Origin of the sequence: Pantoea sp. A4 (assembly GCF_000295955.2) — a bacterium.
Taxonomy (GTDB): Bacteria; Pseudomonadota; Gammaproteobacteria; order Enterobacterales; family Enterobacteriaceae; genus Pantoea; species Pantoea multigeneris.
The window spans coordinates 1-24,496 of record NZ_ALXE01000071.1 but is presented as its reverse complement, the minus strand read 5'-3'; the positions used below and the strand labels follow the sequence as shown (position 1 = coordinate 24,496).

19 protein-coding genes, 1 tRNA gene and 1 pseudogene are annotated in these 24,496 nt (G+C 49.8%); 12 read left to right on the top strand and 9 right to left on the bottom strand.

The features are described 5' to 3' along the window. Positions 1-101: 101 nt before the first annotated feature. From B880_RS0124470 to B880_RS0124455, 4 genes are all read right to left on the bottom strand, one after another. Positions 102-416 carry a DUF1493 family protein gene (locus B880_RS0124470; RefSeq protein WP_017350099.1) on the bottom strand — a complete coding sequence of 105 codons (315 nt, stop codon included), beginning with the start codon at positions 414-416 and terminating at the stop codon, positions 102-104. A 31-nt stretch (positions 417-447) separates the two neighbouring features. Next, positions 448-1,719, bottom strand: coding sequence for a DUF445 domain-containing protein (locus B880_RS0124465; protein ID WP_017350098.1), 1,272 nt, complete (start codon positions 1,717-1,719; stop codon positions 448-450). A gap of 16 nt (positions 1,720-1,735) precedes the next feature. After that, positions 1,736-3,238, bottom strand: a complete 1,503-nt coding sequence (locus B880_RS0124460; protein ID WP_026042897.1) for a helicase HerA-like C-terminal domain-containing protein — start codon at positions 3,236-3,238, stop codon at positions 1,736-1,738. 80 nt (positions 3,239-3,318) lie between these two features. Beyond that, the gene (locus B880_RS0124455; RefSeq protein ID WP_017350096.1) at positions 3,319-4,893 is read right to left on the bottom strand and encodes an ABC transporter substrate-binding protein; all 1,575 of its coding nucleotides are present in this window, start codon (positions 4,891-4,893) and stop codon (positions 3,319-3,321) included. A gap of 444 nt (positions 4,894-5,337) precedes the next feature. Between B880_RS0124455 and B880_RS0124450 the strand changes: the two genes are divergently transcribed. Genes B880_RS0124450 through B880_RS0124440 form a run of 3 tightly spaced genes read left to right on the top strand, consistent with a single transcriptional unit; the run spans position 5,338 to position 9,145 of the window. Further along, positions 5,338-6,069 (top strand): gluconate 2-dehydrogenase subunit 3 family protein, encoded by a 732-nt coding sequence (locus B880_RS0124450; RefSeq protein WP_026042896.1) that lies wholly within the window; start codon positions 5,338-5,340, stop codon positions 6,067-6,069. Between the two features lie 36 nt (positions 6,070-6,105). Next, complete coding sequence (locus tag B880_RS0124445) at positions 6,106-7,875, top strand: GMC family oxidoreductase (protein WP_017350093.1); 1,770 nt, start codon at positions 6,106-6,108, stop codon at positions 7,873-7,875. A 4-nt stretch (positions 7,876-7,879) separates the two neighbouring features. Next, entirely contained in the window at positions 7,880-9,145 is a 1,266-nt protein-coding gene (locus tag B880_RS0124440; protein ID WP_017350092.1) for a c-type cytochrome, read from the top strand. A gap of 98 nt (positions 9,146-9,243) precedes the next feature. Here B880_RS0124440 and B880_RS0124435 read toward each other — a convergent pair whose 3' ends face one another. The 3 genes from B880_RS0124435 to B880_RS0124425 all read right to left on the bottom strand — a co-directional run bounded on the left by B880_RS0124435 (position 9,244) and on the right by B880_RS0124425 (position 12,030). Next, a complete protein-coding gene (locus B880_RS0124435) occupies positions 9,244-9,882 on the bottom strand; it encodes a hypothetical protein (protein WP_017350091.1) in 639 nt (212 codons plus the stop codon). A 414-nt stretch (positions 9,883-10,296) separates the two neighbouring features. Then, entirely contained in the window at positions 10,297-10,812 is a 516-nt protein-coding gene (locus B880_RS0124430) for a DUF2501 domain-containing protein (RefSeq protein WP_017350090.1), read from the bottom strand. 126 nt (positions 10,813-10,938) lie between these two features. Next, complete coding sequence (locus tag B880_RS0124425) at positions 10,939-12,030, bottom strand: RNA-guided endonuclease InsQ/TnpB family protein (RefSeq protein ID WP_026042895.1); 1,092 nt, start codon at positions 12,028-12,030, stop codon at positions 10,939-10,941. Positions 12,031-12,153: 123 nt separating this feature from the next. Between B880_RS0124425 and B880_RS26835 the strand changes: the two are divergent. Next, positions 12,154-12,240: pseudogene (locus B880_RS26835) on the top strand (transposase); the annotation flags it as partial. 346 nt (positions 12,241-12,586) lie between these two features. After that, positions 12,587-12,671 (top strand) — tRNA-Leu (locus B880_RS0124420). A 474-nt stretch (positions 12,672-13,145) separates the two neighbouring features. Here B880_RS0124420 and B880_RS26310 read toward each other — a convergent pair. Then, positions 13,146-13,934 (bottom strand): retron system putative HNH endonuclease, encoded by a 789-nt coding sequence (locus B880_RS26310; RefSeq protein WP_071524440.1) that lies wholly within the window; start codon positions 13,932-13,934, stop codon positions 13,146-13,148. After that, a complete protein-coding gene (locus tag B880_RS0124410; RefSeq protein ID WP_017350087.1) occupies positions 13,918-16,458 on the bottom strand; it encodes an N-6 DNA methylase in 2,541 nt (846 codons plus the stop codon). The genes B880_RS26310 and B880_RS0124410 overlap by 17 nt, the downstream gene beginning before the upstream one ends. Positions 16,459-17,227: 769 nt before the next feature. On the opposite strand from B880_RS0124410, the gene B880_RS26305 reads away from it, so the two are divergent. The 7 genes from B880_RS26305 to B880_RS0124375 all read left to right on the top strand — a co-directional run bounded on the left by B880_RS26305 (position 17,228) and on the right by B880_RS0124375 (position 24,355). After that, entirely contained in the window at positions 17,228-17,458 is a 231-nt protein-coding gene (locus B880_RS26305) for a DUF2188 domain-containing protein (RefSeq protein WP_071524439.1), read from the top strand. 60 nt (positions 17,459-17,518) lie between these two features. Then, positions 17,519-17,797 carry a hypothetical protein gene (locus B880_RS0124400; RefSeq protein ID WP_017350085.1) on the top strand — a complete coding sequence of 93 codons (279 nt, stop codon included), beginning with the start codon at positions 17,519-17,521 and terminating at the stop codon, positions 17,795-17,797. A 200-nt stretch (positions 17,798-17,997) separates the two neighbouring features. Continuing rightward, entirely contained in the window at positions 17,998-18,717 is a 720-nt protein-coding gene (locus B880_RS0124395) for an HNH endonuclease signature motif containing protein (RefSeq protein WP_017350084.1), read from the top strand. A 289-nt stretch (positions 18,718-19,006) separates the two neighbouring features. Next, on the top strand, positions 19,007-20,308 hold the full coding sequence (locus B880_RS0124390; RefSeq protein WP_017350083.1) for a Fic family protein: 1,302 nt from the start codon (positions 19,007-19,009) through the stop codon (positions 20,306-20,308). A 150-nt stretch (positions 20,309-20,458) separates the two neighbouring features. Then, positions 20,459-21,535 (top strand): DUF1176 domain-containing protein, encoded by a 1,077-nt coding sequence (locus tag B880_RS0124385; protein ID WP_017350082.1) that lies wholly within the window; start codon positions 20,459-20,461, stop codon positions 21,533-21,535. 13 nt (positions 21,536-21,548) lie between these two features. Then, entirely contained in the window at positions 21,549-23,276 is a 1,728-nt protein-coding gene (locus B880_RS0124380; protein WP_017350081.1) for a DUF4153 domain-containing protein, read from the top strand. A gap of 23 nt (positions 23,277-23,299) precedes the next feature. Continuing rightward, positions 23,300-24,355 carry a DUF1176 domain-containing protein gene (locus B880_RS0124375; protein ID WP_017350080.1) on the top strand — a complete coding sequence of 352 codons (1,056 nt, stop codon included), beginning with the start codon at positions 23,300-23,302 and terminating at the stop codon, positions 24,353-24,355. Positions 24,356-24,496 lie beyond the last annotated feature (141 nt).

Here is a 24,496-nt window from a genome sequence, read left to right as displayed (position 1 = left end):
CAAGATGAATGACTGTCCACTCCGTTCTCCATAACAGGAAAGCGGCTTACCGGTCAGTTTTGATTTTTTCATGTGGAAAACCCGCCTCGGCGGGTTTTTTGCTATCCATATAACCAGCGGCCTGCTTTAGCCGAATTGATCAGCATATTGATTGTTAATCTCTTTTTATCGAGGTTGACGGGCTTACGTGAAAAAAGAGGCTGTGATCGCCACGGATAATAGTTTCCCAGCGAGAATTGCGCTGGATCTACGTTAAATTTCACCCAATAAGCCTCAAACATATCGTAGATATCTTCTGCTTCATGCAGTTCTTGCAGGGCATCACTGTCCCCGCTCTCACATTTTTTAAACAGCAGCGTTGTTATCAGCGGCAGCTCCTGTTTTAAAAAGGCTTTCACTTCTTCGGCGGTCGTCATCGTCAATCCTTTGGTGGCTCAATTACTCGAATTACAATACCTGCGGCAGCTGCGAAAGCAGATACAGAATCAGCCCGATTGAGCCGCCGACCAGGGTGCCATTGACGCGAATAAACTGTAAATCGCGGCCAATATTCAGTTCAATCTGTCGTGACAGATCGCGCGCATCCCAGCTTTTCACCGTATCGCTAATATGCCGGGTCAGGAAGGCGGAAAAGTCCGGCGCGGCGGAGCGGGCGGCTTCTTCCAGATGCTGGTTCATGGCACTGCGCAATGCCTGATCCGCTAACAGCGTCTCGCCCAGCCACTGCGCGGCTTGCTGCATGCGCTGCTCAACGCGGGAGTTATCGCTGCTGAGATCCTGACGCAGCCAGCTGCGCAAATCCTGCCACAGCTCACCAATATATTGATTCAGCGTCGCGTCCTCTTTCAGCCAGCTTTTCACCATCTCGGCACGCTCGGCCATCTCCTGATCGCTTTTCAGGCGTTCAATCAGCTTAGCCACGGCGCGATTAAAGCCCTGGCGCAGCTCATGCCCCTGATCGATCGCGACTTCATCCAGAATCGAATCCACTGCGTTTGCTACCACTTCAGCACTCTGTTCACCCAGCCACTCGGTAGGCAGCATTTTGGCTTTGATGGGATGTTCACGCTTCAGCCAACTGGTGATCTGACGGGCGATAAAAGCGCGGGTATCAGGGCGATTGAGCAGGCTCAGCAGCTGATCGATAGTGGCATCCAGCAGCGCCTGATGGCGATTGTTACGCGTCATGCTCTCCAGAATCAGCGCGGCGGACTGGCTGAAATCCACCTTATCCAGCGCACGATGCACCGCCCGGCGTAAAAAGTCCTGAATGCGGCGGTCATCGGTAAGATCGAGGAAACCGCGCATTACCTGCAACAGGTGGTGACTGACGCGGCGCGCATTCTCACCCTGGGCCAGCCAGTCGGCCAGCATTTGTGCCGGATCGTGGCGACGGATCAGACTCAGCAGAGACTCGCTGTCGAGAAACTTCTCCTGCACGAAGCGGCCAAGATTATCGCCGATACGATCTTTATTACGTGGGATGATCGCCGTATGGCGACTGATAAAGGGGATAGGCACGCGACGAAACAGTGCCACCACTGCGAACCAGTCTGCCAGCGCGCCCACCATGGCCGCTTCCGCCACCGCTTTTACGCCATTGACCCAAAAGTTGGGCGGCAGAAACAGCGTGACGATAAAGGTCAGGGTTGCTGCCAGCAGCAGGCTCAGTGCCAGTAGTTTGCTGCGTTGTAACTGTTTTTGTTTATCATTTTCCATTTGAACAGCATAGCACTCAGCGCCCACGGCCGCCGAGCAGGCTGCCTAAAACGCCACGAATGATCTGATTCGTCACCTGGCGTGCGGCACTTTTCGCGACGCTTTGTACCACACCATCATGCTTGCCGCCGCGCGGGCCAGTGCTGCCAAACAGAATATCTTTCAGCCCGCCGAGAATACCATCATCCACATTCACGCCATTGCCTTTCGCCTCTGGCGCACCACTTTGCTGTGGTGCCTGCTGCACACCTTGCTGCAACTTCTCATAGGCGGATTCACGATCCAGTGCTTCATCATATTTGCCATACAGCGCAGAGTTATTGATCAACTGATTACGCTCATCGGCATTCAGTGGACCCATGCGTGATCCGGGAGCGATCACCGTGGCACGTTCAACAATCGCAGGGCTTCCTTTTTCATCCAGCAGCGAAATCAGCGCTTCGCCAGTGCCCAGTTGCTGGAGTGCCGCGAGGGTATCAATCGCAGGATTGGTGCGCAGGCTATCGGCGGCGGCTTTCAGGGATTTTTGATCTTTCGGGGTAAAGGCGCGCAGGGCATGCTGCACACGATTACCCAATTGACCCAGCACCGTTTCCGGCACGTCAGCTGGATTTTGCGTGACAAACCACACACCAACCCCTTTGGATCGGATCAGGCGGATCACCTGTTCGATCTTATCCAGCAGCACCGCTGGCGCATCGTTGAACAGCAAATGGGCTTCATCAAAGAAAAACACCAGCTTAGGCTTATCGAGATCGCCAGCTTCCGGTAACTGTTCATACAGCTCAGACAGCATCCACAGCAGGCTGGTGGCGTAAAGTTTCGGTTGCTGGAACAGCTTCTCGGCGGCAAGGATATTAATGATGCCTTTCCCGTTCTCGTCACAGCGCATCCAGTCACTGATTTGCAGCATCGGCTCGCCGAAAAAATGCTCGGCACCTTGCTGCTCCAGCGTCAGCAGGCCACGCTGAATGGCACCAACGGACGCACTGGTGATATTGCCGTACTGATTCTGGAAGGACTTGGCGTTATCACCGATGTATTGCGTCATCGCACGCAAATCTTTGAAATCGAGCAGCAGCAAGCCCTGGTCATCGGCCACGCGGAAGATAATCTGTAAGACGCCGCTCTGCACCTCATTCAGGCTCAGTAAGCGAGCCAGCAGCAGCGGACCCAGATCGGACACGGTGGCGCGAAGCGGGTGGCCCTGCTGGCCATAAATGTCCCACAGCACCACCGGATTTTTCTGCGGTTCCCAGTCGCTGACGCCAATTTTAGCCAGCCGCGCCTGTAACTTCTCCGAACTTTGCCCTTCAGCTGCAACGCCACTGAGATCGCCTTTCACGTCCGCCATAAAAACCGGTACGCCGATATTCGACAGCGATTCCGCCAGTTTTTGCAGCGTCACGGTTTTACCGGTACCGGTCGCTCCCGTGATCAGGCCGTGGCGATTGGTCATTTGTGGCAGCAGATGAACTTCTTTCTCTGGGGTTCGGGCGATCAGAAGAGGCGTCATGATGGTTTACTCGCGCTAAAAAGATACCATCAGCATAGCAAGCGAAACGGATTGCGGCGGGCAACGACGCCCGCCACGACGGGTTAATTTTTCTCTACGCTATCAAAATAGAGCAGGCTCACGCCGATTGGCTGCTCGACGTGGCTCAGATTACTGCGCACGGCGACCTGTTGTGCGCCCTGAAGCATAATGACGTAGGGTGATTCCTGTTGCAGCTGTTGTTGCAGCTGGGTGTAAAGCGCACGGCGTTTGCCTGCATCACTCTCTCCTGCGGCAGTGCGAGTCTCCGCGCTGATTTGCGGGATATCCCAACCTACTCGCCATGCCAGGGTTTTTGATCCCCCGGGAACGTTGTACGCAAAGGCGCTGGCATTGGTATTCGGATCGACATAATCCGCACCCCAGTAAATGAAGATCGACTGGAAATCGCGGCTCCGCATTTTGCTCCACAGCTCAGATTCAGCCACGGGTTGAATATCGAGCTGCACATCAGCAGCGGCAAAACTGGCCTGTAACGCCTGCGCGACATCAATGTACGGCGGCTGATTGACCACAGTCAGCGCAATGTGAGTACCTGGCGCAATGCCTCCTTGTTTAAGGATCGCTTTCGCTTTTGCCACGTCGTAGTGGAACGGTGTGTTCTCCAGCGCACCATCAAAACCTTGCGGCAGGAAGCTCTGATGAACCTTGTATTGCCCTTTTAACAACTGATTCGCCAGCGAGTCATAGTTCACCAGCCAGCGTGCCGCTTGCCACAGGGCCGGATTACCCAGCGCAGGCTGATGCGGATCTTTGGTGTTAAACCCGAGGTAATAGACCAGATCGGAAGGGAAGGCGGTGATCTTCAGGTTTTTATCACTTTTGAGTGCGCTGATCAGATCCGGCCCGAGCTGGTACGCGACATCCGCATCCCCTTGCTGAATCAGCAGGCGACGGGTGCCCGCATCGGCCACGCCTTTCAGCAGCACGCGTTTGACGTGCGGCGGGTTGCTGGCATAAGGGTTGGCCGCCAGCACCAGCGCCTGTTGCGGCACATACTGCTGGATCTGGAAGCTCCCGCTACCGGCAGAGTGGGTGTGAAGCCAGGCATTACCGAAGTCATTGTTACTGGCGTGTGCCAGCGCGGTTTTACTGTCGATAATCGAGCCAATTGGCGCAGTGAGCAGACGTAACGCCAGGTTAGCACCAATCTGTGCCGGCCACTGAATCTCAACCTGATGGTCATTAAGCACTTTTAACTGGCTATCGATGTTATCCGGCGTCCAGCCAAATTCACCCAGAATAAATGACGGTGCCTTGTTCAGTTTCACCGCGCGACTGAGTGAAAACACCACATCTTGTGGCGTTACCGCATTACCGCTGACAAATTTCGCGCCAGGTTGCAGGGTGAACACCAGGCTATGCGGCGTATTGCCTGGCTGCCAGCTGCTGGCCAGTGCCGGAGCCAGCTTTTGTGCATCTTTGCGGTCAGCGGCGATCAACGTCTGATAAAGATTGATCTGCACGCCATTGCTGACGGTTTCAAAGCTTTCTGCCGGATCAAAGCTAATGATGCCATCCAGCGGGATCGCGACAATTAAGGTGTCTTTTGGGGTTGCTGCCAGCACGGCAGGTGCGGTGGTCAACAGGGAGAGCAGTAGAACCAGTGTACGGCGCATAAGATGTTTCCTGAACGGAGAATGCAGCCACTGTATCGGGTTGGTGACAGGGGGGTAAATGCCGCTTTGTTCTGAGCTATGCATAATTTGTGCTGGAAAAAATCCTCTGCTCGGGGATGAGCAGTCGCAATCGATCGATGACTTTTTTTTATCAGTGTAGTCAGGTGACTGTTTCTCTGATGATTCATTTTTGTCTGTTTGCACAAAAAAAATCACTAAATCCACGTTAAAAACAGGGTTTTAAGTGCAATAACTCGATTAAAAGCCCGTAACTGCGCTGTAACTGAAAATTAACAGTATGATTGTTTTTAATCATAAAAACATTTGATCTCTCATTTTTACACATTGAAATATCCACATACTTAATATTGCCTATTGTTGTTTATATAAAAAATTCGTTAACAAAAAAAACCATCCCTTTTAGCAAGTGAGAGTCGTCACCCCATGCTTCTTCAAAAACCGACCAACAGACGTAAGTTTTTACTTGGGTCTTTGCTGGCTTTGCCATTGACAGACCTGGTGTTAAAAGGACTGACAGCGGCACAGGCGGCAGAACTGGCCGCACCTGAGCTGTCTGAGTACCAGCCGGTATTCTTCAGCGCTGCGGAGTGGCAGTTTATTCTGGCCGCCACCGATCGCTTGATCCCAGCGGGCGGGAAAGGCAAAGCGCCGGGCGCACTGGAAACCAACGTTCCGATCTTCATCGACCAGCAGCTGCATAGCGAAGAGTTCGGGAAAGAGATCTACATGCAGGGGCCGTTTGATATCAACGCGCCGGCGACGATGGGTTATCAGATCCCGTTTTATCCACAGCAGATCTACCACACCGGCATCAAGCTGGTGGAACAGTGGACGCAGAGCACCTATCAGAAATCTTTCCATGAACTCTCTACGGAAGAGAAAGATGCGGTGCTGGCGAAAGTGAACAAAAACGACGGCATCGATTTCCCGGCATTGGGTGAACCGAACCTCAAAGCATCGCAGTTCTTCAGCCAACTGCTCTCAGATACCAAACATGGCTACTTAGCCGACCCGATGTACGGCGGTAACAAGGGCATGAAAGCCTGGATTGCCATCGGCTTCCCGGGCGCACGCGCCAGCTTCACCGAATGGGTGAAACAGCACAACGTGCCGTATCCGTTAGGCCCGGTGAGCATTCAGGGCGAGCGCGCTTAAGTCGTTAACGAATCAGGTATTTGAGACAGGATTATCATGGCACAGATTACAAAAAAAGAAGTCGACGTCGTCGTTTGCGGCCTCGGCTGGGCAGGCTCGTTGATGAGCATTGAGCTGGCGCTAGCTGGCCTGGAAGTACGCGCGCTGGAGCGCGGCGGCGACCGTGATTACGATGAGTTCGCCTACCCAAAACCGGCGGATGAATATGCCTACGCGGTGCGCAACAAAGTGTTCGCTACCCCGGCAGAAGTGGCGGTGACTGTTCGCTACAACATGAGCCAGACGGCATTGCCGACCCGTAAGTGGGGCGCGTTCGCACCAGGCACTGGTGTTGGTGGTTCTGGTCTGCACTGGACCGGGGTACTGATTCGTCCAACCCCGACCGACATTAAGCTGAAAACCTATGTCGATCAGGCTTATAAGCCAGGCATCTTGCAGGATGACATGCGCGTGATGGACTTCCCGTTCACCTGGGATGAGATCGAACCGCACTACACCAAATTTGAAAAGATCTGCGGCCAGTCGGGTAACACCGGTAACCTGCGCGGTCAGATCCTTGAAGGCGGCGACCCGTTTGAGGGGCCACGTTCAGAGCCATACAACATGCCAGCCCTGGAAGACACGCTTAACAACGTGATGTTCAAAGAGGCGGCGAAAAAGCTCGGCTATCACCCGTTCCCGAACCCCTCTGCGGCGGCTTCCCGTTCCTGGACCAACCCGTACGGCAACCAGATCGCGCCTTGTAACTACTGCGGCTATTGCAGTAAATACCCGTGCCTGAACTACTCCAAAGCCTCACCGCAGACGGCCGTCATGGATGCGCTGAAGCGTATGCCTAACTTCTCCTATGAAGTGAACGCGGAAGTGGTGAAAGTGGTTCTGAATGATGACAAGAAGACCGCTAAAGGCGTGATCTACTTCGATAAAGACGGCAATGAGTGCTTCCAGCCGGCGAAGATCGTGGTGCTCTCCAGCTTCCAGATGTACAACGTGCGTCTGATGCTGCTCTCCGGCATCGGCAAGCCTTACAACCCGATCACTGAAGAGGGTGTAGTGGGGCGTAACTATGCGTTCCTGTCTAACGGTGGCGCAACGCTGTTCTTCAAAGATAAAAACTTCAATCCGTTCGCCACATCCGGCCCAACCGGACAGATGTTTAACGACATCTCACCGGGTAACTTTGATGGTCCTGCGCTTGGTTTCCTGGGTGGCGCGAAGATCCACAGTTCACAGGCGACCGGTACGCCAATCAGTACCGCACTGCCAAAAGGCACGCCGGGCTGGGGTACTGGCTGGAAAGAGGGACTGGAAGAGTGGTACGGCCATTCCATGAAGATCAGCATCACCACCACTTGCCAGTCTTATCGCGATATCTATCTCGATCTGGATCCGAACTATAAGGATCACCGTGGCCTGCCAATGCTGCGCATGACCTTTAACTGGAAAGAGAACGAGCTGAAGCTGCAACAGTACCTGAAGGGCATTGTTGGCAACATCGCGAAGGAGCTAAACCCCGACAGCATGAGCATGAGCTTCCTGCCAATGGGTGCTGACTTTGACCTGACCAAATACGTCTCGACGCACAACGTTGGCGGTGCGGTGATGGGTGATAACCCACAGACTTCCGCGCTGAACAAGTACCTGCAAAGCTGGGACGTGCATAACGTGTTTGTACCGGGCGGTAACGCCTTCCCGCAGAACTTCCAGGCGAACCCGACCGATACCATCGGCGCAATTACCCTGATGGCGGCACAGGCGATCAAAGAACAGTATCTGAAAAACCCCGGCCCACTGGTACAGGCATAAGCGTATGAAAAAGTTTACTTTTAAATCTTTATCACTCGCCACTGCTCTGTTGCTGGGCAGCGGTTTTGCCCTGCAGGCGCAGGCGGAAGATAACGCAGCACTGATCAAACAAGGTGAGTATTTATCGCGTCTGGGTGACTGTATGGCGTGTCACTCTGTGGCAGGAAAACCGGCGTATGCGGGCGGCCTGGCGATTGAGTCTAACCTTGGCACCATCTACTCCACCAATATCACGCCAGACAAGCAGCACGGTATTGGCAACTATACCGAACAGCAGTTCTCTGACGCGGTGCGTAAAGGCGTATTACCTGATGGCTCACGCCTCTATCCGGCGATGCCATATCCGGATTACGCCAAGATCAGCGATGAAGATATGCACGCGTTGTATGTCTACTTTATGCAAGGCGTACAGCCAAGCGCTGAGCAGCCACCAGAGACCAGCCTGAGCTTCCCGTTCAGCCAACGTTGGGGCATGCGCTTCTGGAACTGGGCCTTTGCGGACAATAAACCGTTCCAGCCGATTGGTGGTGCCTCCGAGCAGGTCAATCGCGGTGCCTATATTGTTGAGAGCCTCGGTCACTGCGGTAGCTGCCATACGCCACGCGGCATTGGTATGAACGAGAAAGCGCTGGATAGCAGCGACAGCCAGTTCCTTGCCGGTGGCAGCCTGAATAACTGGGATGTGCCGTCACTACGTGGCCTGCCGCGCTGGAGCGAAGCGGAGATTGTCGATTACCTGCAAAGCGGACGTAACGATAAAGCTTCCGTTGGCGGAGAGATGAAGTCAGTGATTGAGCACAGTAGCTCACACATGACCGATGCCGATCTGCAAGCTATCGCCGCCTACCTGAAGTTCCTTGGCGGTAATCCACCGCTTCAGGCCTATAACCAGCAGGCGCAGCAGGCAACTGAAGCGAAACTCACCGCCGCTAAGAACCTGACCGAAGGTGAGCGTCTATATCTGGATAACTGTGGGGCTTGCCATTACGTGACCGGTAAGGGCGCACCGCGTGCCTTCCCGGAACTGGATCAGGCAACCATCGTGAATGCGAAAGATCCGACTGGTCTGATCCACACCATTCTGGTGGGTGCGCAGCAGCCATCAACGGCTAAAACGCCGTCGACGCTGGCGATGCCTGGCTTTGGTGCGCGTCTGAGTGATGACGAAGTGGCGAAGCTGGCGACCTTTGTGCGCCAGGGCTGGAGCAACACCGCTTCTGCTGTTACTGCCGATCAGGTTGCGGAAGTGCGTAAGTCACTGAAAAAGTAAGTTTGTTGGCGGGTAATATTGAGGGGCGCGCTGCGCCCCTTTTTAATGTCCGATAGATCGTGTGCTAAAGCAGCTAGTATGCGTCTGCTCGTAACGTATCAATGGCGAGGATGCTGGAAGGACTCGATTAACTCGGGGAAGAACTCTTCCAGAATTTCTGGCGTCATCAGCTCCGGGAAGGTCATCAGGTGTTCACGAATCGCCTGAACCTGGGCCTGGCGATAGTCATCAATCACCTCTTCCATGTCCAACGATTTCCGCTCCATGCGCTCCTGCACATCTTCCGGCAACAGCGTGGGATCGTCCTGCTCCAGTGCGGTATCCAGCATGTCGAGATAGTCGAACATCTCCAGCAGCGCATCGGTTTGCGGGGTGCGTGATTCATACTGTGGTGGGCGTTGCGTCTCAAGATAGCGCAGCATCAGACGTTCTGTGGTGCCATCTGGCGCTTGTGGTGGCGCGGTGGCCAGCCAGTTGAGCAGGGTATGAATGTTCACCTGGTAAACATGAAAACCGGTGTCAGCCAGGTCATCCGCAAACAGATCAACGCTTTCGTTCTCAATCAGGCAGATGTGGGTACGCTTAACCGGATATTGTTGCACCCAGCTAAACACCTCTTCGATCACTGCGTCTTCATAGGCAAAGATTTTCTCTTCTAAGCCAGTTTCAGGCAGTCGGGCACAGGCCCTGATATGTTCCGGGCCAAAATAGATGGCTGCAGAGATTTTAGCGGGCATTTGCGCGTTCCTGTGCGAGAGGGCCGAGGCCTAACTATAGCGCTGATTTATGATGAAAAACATTACCGTTGCCGCAAGGAACGACTTTTGGTGCCGGTTTTGCGAGAGGGCTCGGAGATGGGATTAAAAATCCCGGATTTAGTGGGGAGGCTGTTGTGGTTTGAACGGGATAGGGTGAGAGGCGAGGGTGTTCTCCGGTTTCGCTGGGTTGCACCAATCTGCCCCTTCTCCCGTCTAAGCGGGAGAAGGCTGGGATGAGGGCGCTTTTTCCCATTTTATAGCATTGCACCAATCTGCCCCTTCTCCCGTCTAAACGGGAGAAGGTTGGGATGAGGGTGGTTTTTCTGTTTTACAGCATCGCACCAATCTGCCCCTTCTCCCGTCTAAGCGGGAGAAGGTTGGGATGAAGGTGGTTTATCCCAGCAGGTAGTTCTTGCCTTGTTTCAGCACCACGTCACAGGCTTTGGTCTTCAGCTTCTCACCCAGCGGTGAATTGCTCAGGCTCTGCAAGTTAAGCTGCTGACCGTTGCTGGTATTCAGCAAGCCTTCCAGCCCCTGTTGATAGCCGGTGTTCTGCTGCTGCGCAGAGCTATCGCTCAGCCCTAACTTGCTCAGCACTTTATCTTTCACCGACTTCACGTTGTTATCGACCACGTTATGTTTCACGCAGTATTCCATTACGCCAGCAGCATTCGTCATGGTCTTGGAACTCACAGCGCTATCGCCACCGTTCAACAACCCGCTCAGGCCTGAAAGCGAAAGCCCGCCATTTTGCGCAGCCCCACTGTTCGTCGCCGTCCCGCTATTCTGCTGTGACAGCTGAGAAGCCGCACTGCTTAACTGCTCCTGCCAGCTCGCAGCCTGTGCCGTACCCGCTAACAGCACCGCCGTCAGCCCCAATCCCCAAACGCCTTTTTTTATTGCTTTCATGTCAACCTCGATAATCGCTGAGCACTCTCAGTGTGGATAAGAGGAGTCTGAAGGGAGAAAGTTCCTGGGTAAAGAGGCAGATAGCCGCGTTTGGGAGGATTCTGTTGAGTTGACATCCTCCCCGCCCTAAAGGGCAGGGATTCCTGCAGCCAGACGGCAATGTCCTGCCGCGAGTATGTTCTTTGCGGCGTTGACGTCGCGGTCATGAGCGGTTCCGCACTCACAACAAGTCCATTCTCTTATTCGCAGGCCTGCTCTACCTTTCGGACTGTTAGCGGAGATAGCTCCGCAACACGAACACACCTGGGTGGAATACCTTTCGTTGACCACTTCAAACACCACTGACCGCGCTATCGCTTTGTATTTCAGCTGTGTTTTGAGCATCGCCCAGCCTGCGTCCAGAACGCACTTCGCCATTCTGGTCCTGACTAACTGGCTACTGCTCACGTCGCCTACGAATATTGCCGCATGGCGGTTTACCAGCGCCGTGCTGTACTTGTGCAGGGCATCTTTGCGACGGTGCTTGATTTTTGCGTGGATGGCGCGCACTCGGGCTTTCTTGCCTGCCCGCTGCGCCTTGACTAACGCAGGCTCCAGGTCGCGATAGAAACGCCCTGCCTCCAGCTTTTCCCCCTCTGACGGGGTGGCGTAGTCTTTTAACCCTAGGTCTATGCCAACAGCGGTTGTGCCGGTGGTCGGGGCGGTTTGGACCTGTACGCAGATATTGAAATACCAGCGTCCCCGGCTGTCTTCTGAAAAGCTCCCCGCGCGGAATGCATAGCCGCTCAGGCCGTAGCTGTCCCAGACCTTAAAATAGTGGCCTGCAAACTTCACGCAGCCGTTCTGCCACTGCGCCGCCCGCGATTTAAACGGCACCCAGCCCAGCGAACGGCGAGCGCCACCACTGACGCGCCAGCGCAGCCGGGAACGTTGAAACTGTTTCCGTGCCTTGCCGTGGTCGGCGATCACTTCCTGTACGGTAGCGCTGCCGATGGTATAGCCGCGCGCTTTCTGAATCCCCGCCGTCAGTTTTTGAACATCAAACGCCGATAGCCATCTGGGAACCTGCGCACCAAAAGCGCCCGCGTTGCTGTTTGCCGCGCTGGTTATCTCGTTTGCCAGATTAAAAACCTGATTGACCTCAAAGGCCATCTGCCGCAATACGGCGGCGTGTTTGTCTTTAACCCTGACTGACAATGTTTTGGTCTGGATACTCATGGCGCGTTAAATTACAGGTCAAAATTAAATCAATAAAGGTGAGTTTATCGCGTTAGCAGCAAAAACATGACATGGCACCATTAAGACCTGCATAAACCTGCACGGAAGCCAAATACGCTGTGATCGCCGTCGTACTTCGCGGGTAGCGTGGGCGGAGCGCCACTTGAATTCATTAAGAAATACATTGAGCAACAGAGCCGCCCTCATTAGCCCGCTTGCGCGGGCTTCGCTCTTCCTCCCCCACCTAAAAGGAAGGGGCTTCCCGCGAAAAGTCCTGGTGAGGTGAGTAGTGGCCTATAGCACTGGTGGTGGTTTTGGGTATGTCACACTTTATACTGCTGTGCTGTGCTGTGCTGTGCTGTGCTGTGCTGTGCTGTGCTGTGCTGTGCTGTGGTTTGGCAGACGCTGCGCTATTCGTGTCTAAAGCAGGCTGAAAATGCAGTAAACGGGGCGCTTCGCTGGTTTTTTCAGCATTCAGTTCGCCACCCCGATAAATCCTGTTGCACCGCTGACGTGTAACGGTATAATCCTCAACGTTTTCCGCATCCTCTTCAGTGCCGAAGTGGCGAAATCGGTAGACGCAGTTGATTCAAAATCAACCGTAGAGATACGTGCCGGTTCGAGTCCGGCCTTCGGCACCATACGATGCAAATAAGTCGCTTACGAGCGGCTTTTTTTGTGCCTGAAATCAGTGAATTACTTCTTTCCTGCTCGTTTTTCATTCTATTCGTATCTGATGATATCTGTGGGTATATCGCATAAAGCGGGGTATAAATGTGTATATCCTAGGTTCGATTTAGAACGGTATACAAATTTGGTCAAAAAATGATCTCTGGTGCTTTGTATTGCAAAAATGTTGGATGGAAAAGAACGTTGGTAGTGAGAATCGGTGCTAATTCTAGCTGTTTCAGCTTAGGGAGAATGGACAGTATTTCAAGAGTACGTATGACCTTGTTCGCTAAACAATTTCAATTACTGGAGCAGACCAGAACGGTTCTAATTATTGCATAATAAACTAATCTGCAGGGGAGTCGGCCAACTTAGTTGGCATAGTTTAAATATATAGGAGAGGCCGAAAAATCCAGCCGCTCTGAAACTAAATAGTTAAAAATAATTTAAATTGGATGACTTAAAATAATCTCAGCCTGCTTTCCTAGATAAAACCTTATAGTACTGAAAAAAGAGGGCCAATCACCTGCTCTATTTTTCCTGAGCATCGATATGGCAATAGAACTAATAGCTTGCTCTATTGTTTGCCCGCGCTTCAAACTTTCTGTAATTCGATGGTTTAGGTTGTCTATAACATTTTTTCGGAATCTTGTTAATCGAGGGGAGTTTAAATTTAACTCATTAATTGTTTGGAGTGCCACTTCAACGTCTAGCCCTAGTGTTAAGCATAAGACCTCATTTACAAAAATTTCTCCTGTCGAACGACGAAAATTCCAAATGTTATAATTAGGTAAATTTAAAGGGTTTAAGATAATTTCATCCAAAATTTTGTTACCCTTAGGTACATCGCAAGAATAGTTTTCTGGTTCAGTATCAAATCTTTCTTCAGGATTAACAACTCTACTTTGATTTCCGCCACAGCAAACTGCTAGCAAATTGTTCCAATCTAGCCCCCAATTAGGTTCTCCTGGTAATTGTTTCGATTTTGGATGAAAATGCTCAATGCGGCAGTCATCTAGTGCTCCATTAGTTCCAGATAATAAATCTTGTTCACAATATGCACACAAATTACCTTGATCAGTCCGCAATTGTTGCTGAGTCTCCTGATATCTTGCACTACAACAACGAAAAGCTTCTTCAATTGAGCCTTCATCCTTCTCCCATGAAGCATTAGGGTGGGCAGCTCTAAATGCACCAAATCGGTTGGGCTCTCCTGTTTTATTGATCGTTTTCATTGTCACGCTCGAACTCACGAATACGAATATCTGTTTCTAGTCTTTGTAGCTCTGCTTCCGTCTGCCCACCCCATTGGTATAACTCATTTTTGAGATCTAAAGCCTCATCGGTATCCCATTGATTGGTTTCTACTAACTTCGTATAACGATTTAATTTTTTAACAATTTCAATGTGTTGAGGTCTAATGCTACCACCTAAAATATCTTCCAACATTCTTGAGCTTTCAGAACCGTAAGTACTAGTCCCTTTTACTAACTTTGCTTCTATAGCATCGGCAGAAACAATGCGGATAGAATCGGCTTTTACAGTTGTTAGGACCTGAGGACTATGTGTTGTAACAATAAACTGAACTCTCTTAAACAAGTGAGTAAGGTCATTCAGAATTTTTTGTTGCCATCTCGGGTGCAAGTGAAGCTCAATTTCATCAATTAAGACTATTCCATTAACTGCTAATGGGGTAGAACTAGTAGGATTAAGCAAATAGGCTCGTCTTACTAAGTCAATGGTAAGAGCAACCATATTTCTATAGCCTTCGCTCAATTGCTCCAAGGTAAGTTTTACGGATTCATTCTTTTCATTTTTCCAATGCACCACAATATCATTGCTATTTTTGTCGAACTCTAAAATCGTAGCTCGATCGACGATCTGGTAAACAGTCTCTGAAACAAGTCTCTTAGCCGGGTGAACAAATTTGTAATCTTTCAGCTCATCGCGCTTTCGAAGCTCATCAACTTCAATTTTTGAAAACCAGTTCTTTATGATACCGTAGTTCACCTTGGCATCCAGAGCTGAGTCGTAACCTTCTCCACGTATCTCTCGCTCGAATGGATTTATTGCGACTTTAGAATTTATAGAGGAAAGAGCCCGGTTGGTCCCATAATAAGCAATCAGTGGAAATTCAGACTGACTATTTACAATATGACTCGCATAACTAGTGAGCGCAGTTGTTCCGATTTTAGGGGGATGGGAAACATTACTACCCTTTGCCACAAGATCCCAGCTCAGGCTTGATGTTGTTTCAATAGATATGCGTGAGTAATCAGCTATTCCTTTTGAATTTATATGAATATCTGATTTTTTAATCAGTTTTCCTTTTGCGTCAGGCATAGCTGTAAGAAAAGGACCAAGCCCACATGCTACCGCTTCCAATATTGAGGTTTTTCCTGCACCATTCTCCCCAACTAATACATTCAAGCAGGGGTGCATTGGAACTTTAAATTCAGAGTAACCTCTGAAATTCTTCACGGTAATTTCACTAATTTTTAGATCTTTACGTACATACAATGAAGGATCTAAATTAAAATCTCTATCTGCAATCTGGCTTCGATGTGAGAAGGTACTGAATCTACCATCGTTATGATAAGCATCTATAATCTCATCAATATTTTTAGGCGTGAGAATGTTTCTACCCCTAGTCGGCTCATAAAACAACGATGCATCTACAAATTTAACTCCTCCGTTGTTTATATTGTTTGATCCTGAATTGAGAACAAGGAGCACGGTTGAGATCTGCGTCGAATAATGGATGTTTTTAGGTAGTAGAATTACTTGTTCAATAATCCCATGAGAAACCAAATACTGGCGAACTTTGGCCTCCGAGCCTGTTCTTGTCAAAGCCCCAAGGGACATACCTACCAATAGTTTACCTCTCGCAGAAAGGGCTGGCAGCATTGATAAAGTTATAAACCAGTCACTTCTACTTTCTGGCAAATTCTCGGCTATATCTAGCCATTTATTACGTGCTTTATAGTATATACTATCTCGAGTGGCTTTCGGGATTTTCATGCCAAAAGGTGGAAAAGAGACAATTAGATCGTATTCATTTTTTTGATAAATAGGTTGCGATAAAGAGTCACCAAAATAATCACGACCTTCTATATTTTTAACTATTCTGCTTATTATTATTTTAAAATGAGAATCTTTGTTGATTTCTTGAGTGTCAATTTTAATTTTATCTGAGTCTATATCAGAGAAAGAAAATGCGGTATTTCCAGCACCTGCGAATGGATCACATATCGACTTTGGTTGATAGCTTAATCCAATTGCTTTTATCAACTGATTTATGTCTTTAGGAGTATAAAATTCACTACCGGACTTGCCTTCATTCTCTGCAAATAGTAAATCTAGTTCAGACAAAGAAAGCGATGCTATGGAAGTATTTCTATTTATTAGTCCATCTTTTATTGCATGGCGAACAAAAGATTCATCAACGTTATCAAAAAAACGAAGTGTATTTTCCAAGTAATCACATAAGAAGCTGGAGTCTTCATTATTAATTAATCCAAGTTGAACTGCAAAATTAATTAGATCGGAAGAGTAACGAGAAATAACATTGAAAGAGTAAAATCTTGGGGCCTCAAAATGCTTACCTGTATTTGATTGAAGGTATCGTATAAAGAGAATTGAATATGCTAATGAACGATAGTTAGCTATAGGAGATGCTCCTCTAACATAATCAAGTATTTTCCATATTTCTCTTGCCTGATCCTTAGAGAATTCCACATCTTCATCATTATATGTCATTTTTTATCTCATTTGTAAGCGTGAAAAACATATAGCCAGCACATCTTTTAGGTATTCATTTTTTATTATTATTAATCATATGAAAATCAGCTCCGAATAATTTTCCATCACCTGATTTTTTTTCAGTAATATTTTTGCAATATCTCCTTCTTTTCGCACTGTCTTTATGATGGTTTGATTGTTTCTAGCAAGTCTACTTTGAGAGTAGTAGACCTCCCATGCCTGTCTACTTGTTCGGCCACTATAAGATTCTGTGGCTTATAAGCCGTGCCGTCAACAGGTGTTTGACCTGATCCCCTGTTGATTAATACACCGTGATGTTAGCAATATCTTCAATTGACCCTGATGAGATCGGTTGTGGTGGTGAAGTACCGAACAACTTTACTCCGCAAGCTGTAATGCATAATGCGCGTTATAGCATGTTTACGCCTAAGCAGTTCATGCCAATGCCTACTTTCAACTTTGAGATCACTAATCGAACTGAAATCACTGCAAACGAAGAACAGTTTAAAGGTGCTTTTCTGCACAGAGCCAAGCTGACTTACGTAACTCCCATGACGATCTAACATTCGACATTAACAGCATGACATTTAATAACTGATAGATTCACAATATGTAGTGTTTTTTGGTGTTTCAAAGTCAATATGATGTGTTTTGTGGTTGACGCCGTTGCGCTATGAAGGTAAGGTTTATCTGAAGTTGATGCATTTGTGATCAGTGCTTGTTTAGGCTGAGTTCAATGACTTACCTCTGTTTTGGGAGATTTGTTATGAGCGGTAAAGATTACAATGTTTTCAAAGGCGCTGATGGTGTGTGGCGAGGACAGCGACAAGACGCCACCCGTGCAAGTGTTACAGGCTCTACACAGCAAGAAGTTTTTGAACAAACAAGAGCCTTAGCTCAAAAAGCTCGTTCAGAGGTTTCAGTTCACCGTGGCGATAATGGACAGATCCGCGATAAGTTCAGCTACGGGAATGACCCAAGAAGTACAAAAGGTTAAGTAATAAAATTCTAAAGCGCCTCATGAGGCGCTTTTTATTTATCTCTGGAGACTACACAAATGGCTAACAATCTTTTTGTTACGTACGATCTGATTAAGACCAAAGATTATCCAGCAGTGCATAATGCTATTAAATCTTTAGGAGCATGGGCAAAAGTAACTGAATCTAATTGGTACGTAAATTCTGCATTCTCTTTAGAAGAGGCTGCAAAAATAGTAAGAGCCGCTATGGATAACGATGATAAATTGATAGTGGTTGATGCAACAAACAAGGAAGCTTATTGGTACAACTTGTCTGAGGTTGTTTCTAATCAGATAAAAGAGCAATGGAACATTTGATTTAAAAGGATGTGGTAGGAAAATTTAATGATGTTATGCCTTCAAACTTAGAAGAAAGTATGCACGGTATTTTAAGTTTAAAGGCATAACTATCCTTTGTGTGGTAGCTGATCGACATCAGAAAATGAATAAGTGGCTATTGTTTCTCAGGGAAATTCGGTAGATAGTTGCAAACTCAACCAACCACCCAGTATCTCATTATGGCGACAGATAAAAACACGTTGGAAAAATTGCCTCGCGATATTAAGGACAAAGTTCTGGTTCGCCCTGTGGGTGGATCAGAAGCCTATGAGGAATTTAATAGTGTACATCACTTTATGCAGACAAAAGGAACGGGAACCAATGCAGACGCCCGTCAATTTAGGCTCTCAGTGAAGCTAAAGGGTATTGCAATATGGCCTGATGATGACCCTCGCGTTACAGCTCAACATGCAAAGGATGGCATTCGTTGGGAGGTGCGTCTAAAGGTGCTACGGGCTGAACATTTGTCTTCTTTCAGGGACGTTCTGGATGAGACCGTATCAGCCAAACGTTTCGGGAATCGCTACTATGGCTCAGTATCCCGACCAGATCAGATGAAGTTCAGCAATTCTGTACGTCAAAACTGCCTGAATAGATGTGTTGTTACCGGCGTACGCACCAAATGTAGAGGAGAAGCAGCCCACCTTATCGAGCATTGTAAAGCTGGTTTTGATCACTGGAACAATGGTTTATGGCTTCGTGCAGACATCCACCGGCTTTTTGATGCAGGTATGTGTGCGGTTGACCCTGAGACGTTATGTATTCATTTTTCTCCTGAAGTACTTGAGGAAGATAAAGACCTGAGCGAGTTTGAAGGAAAGCAGTTATTGGCAACTAAGAAGCCGATCAACACAGACTATCTTGAACCAAGATGGGAAGTGTTCTGTCGGAAATTGTAGTTGCTGGTGTATGGTGATTTTTCATCTTATAACAATGTATTAGACGATAATCATTCCAGTCATGTTACTGGATAGTTTAAAGTCTGCTGTGAGTGAGAAGCGGATATTGGCCTTGTAGGATAACTCAACCGTTCTCTGAAAATTATCTAAAAGCGAATGATGCGTTTTGCAGGGATACTTCCAATCCCAACTCACTGCCCTCAACCCAACTCCGTTCAAAAAACCTCCACACCTCCACCAAAAACCGCTAAACTATCTCAAGTTTTCGTTTTTTTGAGAAAGATTAATCATGCCTATCAAACGACCACCCGTGCTTGTGCCTCTCGAATCACTAACAGGTATAGAAATCGCCGCTTATCAGCGGTATAGCAGGATCACGGATGAAAAAGGTCGCTATCTGCCATTTGATGAGTTCTGCCGTCGTACCGCAAAAGGTGAAAACGTCGCTTTGGCATGGAGCATGACGCGTCGCGCGCGCGATGCCGCAATCCAGTTGATTAATTTCTTCGATCATCAAGGCCAACAGGCAGGTTTTGTTTCAACCTCTCTCATCGCGCAAGCCTGTGAATTTGTCGATAAACACGCTACAACACTGGCGATGAACGATCTGCTCAAGCGGTTGCGTGGGGCTGGTGCGGAGTTGCATGATTTGCAGTTGGAAGAGCCAATCACTTCGAGCCAGCTTGAAGGAGCAAATACCACCACCCTTATCGCCCGCAACATGCTCGAAACAGGCAGAAGGCCCCATACCGAAGATGAGCACATGATCGCCGGTAATGCCCGTTTGATGAAGGCAATCCCAGACCTCTTAGACGAACCGCTAACGCCAGAATTAATACGTCGTTTTCATGCTATTGGTATGGAAAACATCGATGATGCGAAGTACACACCCGGTGAGTTCAGAACGACTGACGATATTGTGAACATGGATTATGACGGCAATATTGTGCACCAGCCTCCAGCTGCTAAAGCGCTAACGGAGCGGTTGGAGGATATATGCCACTGGGTAAATAGCAATGATGTGTATATTCATCCGCTGATAAAAGCCTGCATCCTGCATTTTATGGTGGCTCATGAACATCCTTTCCGTGATGGTAACGGACGTACCAGTCGTGCGCTATTTTACTGGTTTATGCTAAAAAACGACTATGGCTTGTTTCGCTATATATCCATCAGCAGTTTGCTACACATTGCTCCGGTGAAATATGCGCATAGTTACATTTACAGTGAAACCGACTCGTTAGACTTAACCTATTTTATTGAATACCAGCTTGGTGTTATCCAACGAGCCCAGGATAATTTGCTACGCCACATCAATGAATTACTTCAGCGATCGGCCAAGATTGATCGCATGCTGTTTCAGTCGGGAATCCTGTCCAGCTTAACCGCGCGGCAAGTGACCTTATTCAACATTATGCTGGCGAATGCGAAAAAAGACTTTTCAGTAGTTGAAGTCAGTGAAGCGTTAGGTATCTCCAACAACACAGCCCGTAACGATCTCCGCAAGTTGGTACAGCAGGGGCTGATAAAAGAGTCAGCGCAGAATGATCAGAAAACCGTGTACAAAGTCAGCGCTGACTATATCCCATAACTCAGGCTAAAATGAAGCGGGCGCCTTTGATTTAAATGCCTTTGCTATGCGCTATCAACGTAAACCGGGATCGGTGCGCATCAAGATGATCAATCTACAGTTAATTGACGAAGATACCCGGCTGTAACTGCAAAATTGAAAGGATTCAAAATGAAATTATGGACAACCCGCATGGCTGGCGTTGGGCTGGCTGGCATTATCGCGGCTTTTACCAGTTCCTACAGTGTTGCAGCTAAACCCAGTGATATGAGCTTCACGCACGGTGAATGGAATATCAATTGTGATAACACGCTAACCTGCCGGGCGGCGGGGGATTCAGAATACAGCCTCAATGCCGAAAATCAGAATATCGTAGAAGTCATTTTGACCCGCGCTGCTGGCCCCAGTACGCCGGTCACAAACCGCGTAGTCCTCTCCGATAGCGGTGACACAGACCCGCAGAAACCTGCGGTGCCAGAACTGCTGATTAACCAGCAGTCTCAGGGAAAATTACAGGCCACTGAGCAAGGCACCTGGCAGATGGATAACGCGCAGTTCACCGCGTTTATGCAGGCTTTGCAGCACAGCGCCAGGATTATATTCCGCGATAACCTCGGCCAATATCCTCTCTCTTCGTCAGGATCCAGTGCGGTGCTACTGCGTATGGATGATATTCAGGGCCGCATTGACACGCCTGGTGCGCTCATCAAAAAAGGCAATCGGGATGAAACCAGCGTAAAAGCGCCCCTCCCGGTGCCGGAAATCAAAGCAGCAAAAGTGATCGATGCCGCGATGCGCCCAATGACTGACCCGGAACAGAAAGCATTTGCCGGTTCCTTAAAACAGATTGTCAAACAAGATGCGGACAACCAGGAAGAGAGTTGCGCGGATGATCTGGCGACCCAGCGCTGGTCCATTGCCCGGCTTGATGCCAGCCATAGCCTGGTCAGCGCCACCTGCTGGAGTGGGGCCTATAATGAAGGGCGGCTCTGGTATGTATTAAACCCGGAACTGAACCAAATCCTGCAACGTGTGACTTATGACTCCGTCGATTATGACAGTGGCGTGATTTCCGGTTCCTTCCTCGGTAATTCCATGGGAATCACGTTATCCAGCTATCAGCAGGTGTGGGATGGCCAGCGCTTTGTCGATAGCGAGAATTTCTATCGCGGCCTGTGTGCACTGCACAACGATATTCAAGCATGTGAGATGCCCTTGATTGTCAGCAAGGTCATTCCCGCCAAATAACAAGGATGAGGTAATGTTGCAACACAGTGTGAGCTCGCCACGGACGATGTGGCTAATTGTCGTGATTGGCCTGTTAACGGGGTTGATCTGGGGTGTTTTAGACGAAATACATCAGGTTAGCGGCTGGCGTCTGTATCTGCTGTCACTCTCGTTCAGTGCTGCCAGCGTGCTGGCTTTTACCTTGACCTCAATGCGTCAGTGGCGGCCGTGGCTGTGCACAGTGCTGGTGCTGCCCGTGCAGGCGCTGATGACCGGTTGGCTACGCTGGACCTTCCCTGACACCCTGGATTCCAGCGACTTTGCTATCGATAGCCTGCTGGCTCAACTCTTTTTCCTCTTCCTTATCATGCCGTTAATCCAGGCATGGTGTGATACTCAGCGTGAAAGCTGGGGCAAGTCAGCCACGGATGCGCTCTGGCACAACAGCTTCACGGTTTTAATCACCGCCTTAATGACCGGCGTGTTCTGGCTCGTCTTGCTGCTGTGGGGCAAGCTGTTCAAGCTTATCGGGATTGAGCTGTTTGAAGATCTCTTCTTCCGGGATCACCTGTTCCCGCCTATCGCCACTGGCGGTATTGTCGCAACGGGCATTGTGCTATGCCGCAACTTACCGAAAACCGCACAGATGTTCCGACAGCTGTTTTCACTGCTGTCTGGCGTGCTGCAACCGCTTCATGCACTGATAAGTCTGGTCTTTCTGGCTTGCCTGGTGTTTACCGGCTTAACCATCATTCCTGCGGAGGTTTCGTCAGCGACCTTACTGGTCACGATGGCGCTGATCATGCTGCTGTTGGGCACCATCAATGCCGGGCAAGAGGGCACATTGCGCTATCCACGCTGGCTGATTCGCGCAGTCTGGCTGGTGCAGTGTCTGACGCCACTGCTGGCGATACTGGCGGTGTATGCACTGTGGGTGCGCATTGCACAATATGGCTGGACGGCCAGTCGGGTAGAAGCCGCTATCGTGGTGGCGCTTACCTTGCTCTGGTCGTTAATGATGGTGACTGAACAGTGGAAAAACTGGGACCAGCCAGGCGGCAACATTCCGCGTCTGAATGTCATTATGCTGGCTTTAATTACTCTCAGCTGGTGCCTGCTGCACTCACCGCTGCTCGATCCCTATCGCATTGAGGTTAACAGTCAACTCGCCCGTTACAGCAGTGGTAAAGCCAAAGCAGATACCATGGACCTCTATTCCTTCAGTAAGGCGGGACGGCGCGGGGATGAGGCGCTTCAACAGCTCCAACAGCATCCGGAATGGATAAAAAGTGGTGAAGACAAGTACACGCTAAGCAGTATGCTGCCAGGCCATAACAGCAAGGAGAGTCATGCTGTAACCGTCGCGGCCTTGCAGGAAAAAATCAGCCTGCGTGAGCACAGCCCAGCACCGGAAGAGGGCTGGTGGCAATATCTTGCTTCCGGTCCTGACAGCCATTTTAGCCTCAGTTGTCTGGATAAAACCAACCGCTGCCTGGTGTGGCTGTTGGATCTTAACAATGACAATGTGCCCGAGGTGCTGCTCTATAATCGCGATCTCAGCCGCATCAACATCTACCAGCATGCGGGTGCGAAGTGGTCGATGATTGGTGAAATTTCTGGCTTCTCCAGTGCGATGCCTGCGGAGAAAGTGTTAGAGCAAGGGCACATGACGGCTCAGGAAAAACGCTGGCATGACCTGAACATAGATGGCACGCGCTATCCGGTGCAGTACTACGGCACGCCGGAAGATCCGATGGAATAGTTTTACGTCAAAAAGGGAAATAAATGCGTCTTAAAAGGTTTTTCGCAGTGGCACTGTGCAGCGCAGTGTCCATGGTGGCTCAGGCGGCGCAACCTGCGCAGAGCGTCGATTTCTCCCATAAAGACTGGGACCTGGTATGTGATAACACCTTAACCTGTCGTGCAGCCGGGTATTCGCCAGATGAAACGCCCGGCGGGACCGGCTCGACGGTCTTGCTGATCCGTGAAGCAGGCCCATCCACCCCGGTGACCAACCGGGTGATGCTGGCGGATACGGAAGATGCGGAAAACCAGAAGCAAACGGTGCCAGTGCTGCTGCTTAACGGCAAATCGCAGGGCAACCTTCAGCCTGCCGTTGATGGAAGCTGGCAAATGTCCGCGCCCCAGTACGCCGCTTTTCTGAATGCACTACGCCACGATCAAACCATTGGTTTTCGTAACAGCCAGCGCACCTTTATCTTCTCGGGTGAGGGGGCTACGGCGGCACTGTTAAAGATGGATGATGTACAGGGGCGAGTCGGCACGCCGGGGGCATTAATCAAGAAAGGTAACCTGGCTGAATCCTCAGTAAAAGCGGCGATTCCCGCGCCACAGGTCGAGCAGGCAGCGGTGCTGGATAACGACGACCGCCCGATGAACAAAGCGGAAATTGCCAGGTATAAGCCTGTGCTAATGCCCTTGATTCTGGCGCTCAAACAAGACGGTGAAAGTGTCTGCTCAGAGGAAGTTGTTGGAAGCATGGGGTGGTGGATCACTCGCTTAGATGAGCAACACACGCTGATTAATACGACCTGCTGGCAGGCGGCTTATAACATGGGGGATGTTTATTATGTTGTCAGCCAGGATGCCGCGCCACAGCTTGTGACCTATTCAGGTACAGGGTACGAAAAGGGCGTTGTGAGCAGCAGCTCCGCCGGACGAGGTATTGCTGACTGCGTCAGCAGCGCGGACTGGACGTGGGACGGCCAGCACTTTGTGCAGACCAAAGTCACCAACACCGGGCGCTGTGCCTATATTCGCCTTGGCGGCACCTGGGATCTGCCCACCCTGATCCGTAAAGTGATTGCGCCCGCGCCCTGAAAGCAAGGCGCAGATGCTGTTGTCGCACATCTCAGCTCCCCCTCACGCTGAAGCACCTGGCGTGAAGGGGGAGCAGTCAAAAGGTTGTCATTAATCCTCACTATATTGAGGGCCTCTTAATGCCATCTTTTCTTCAAAGGG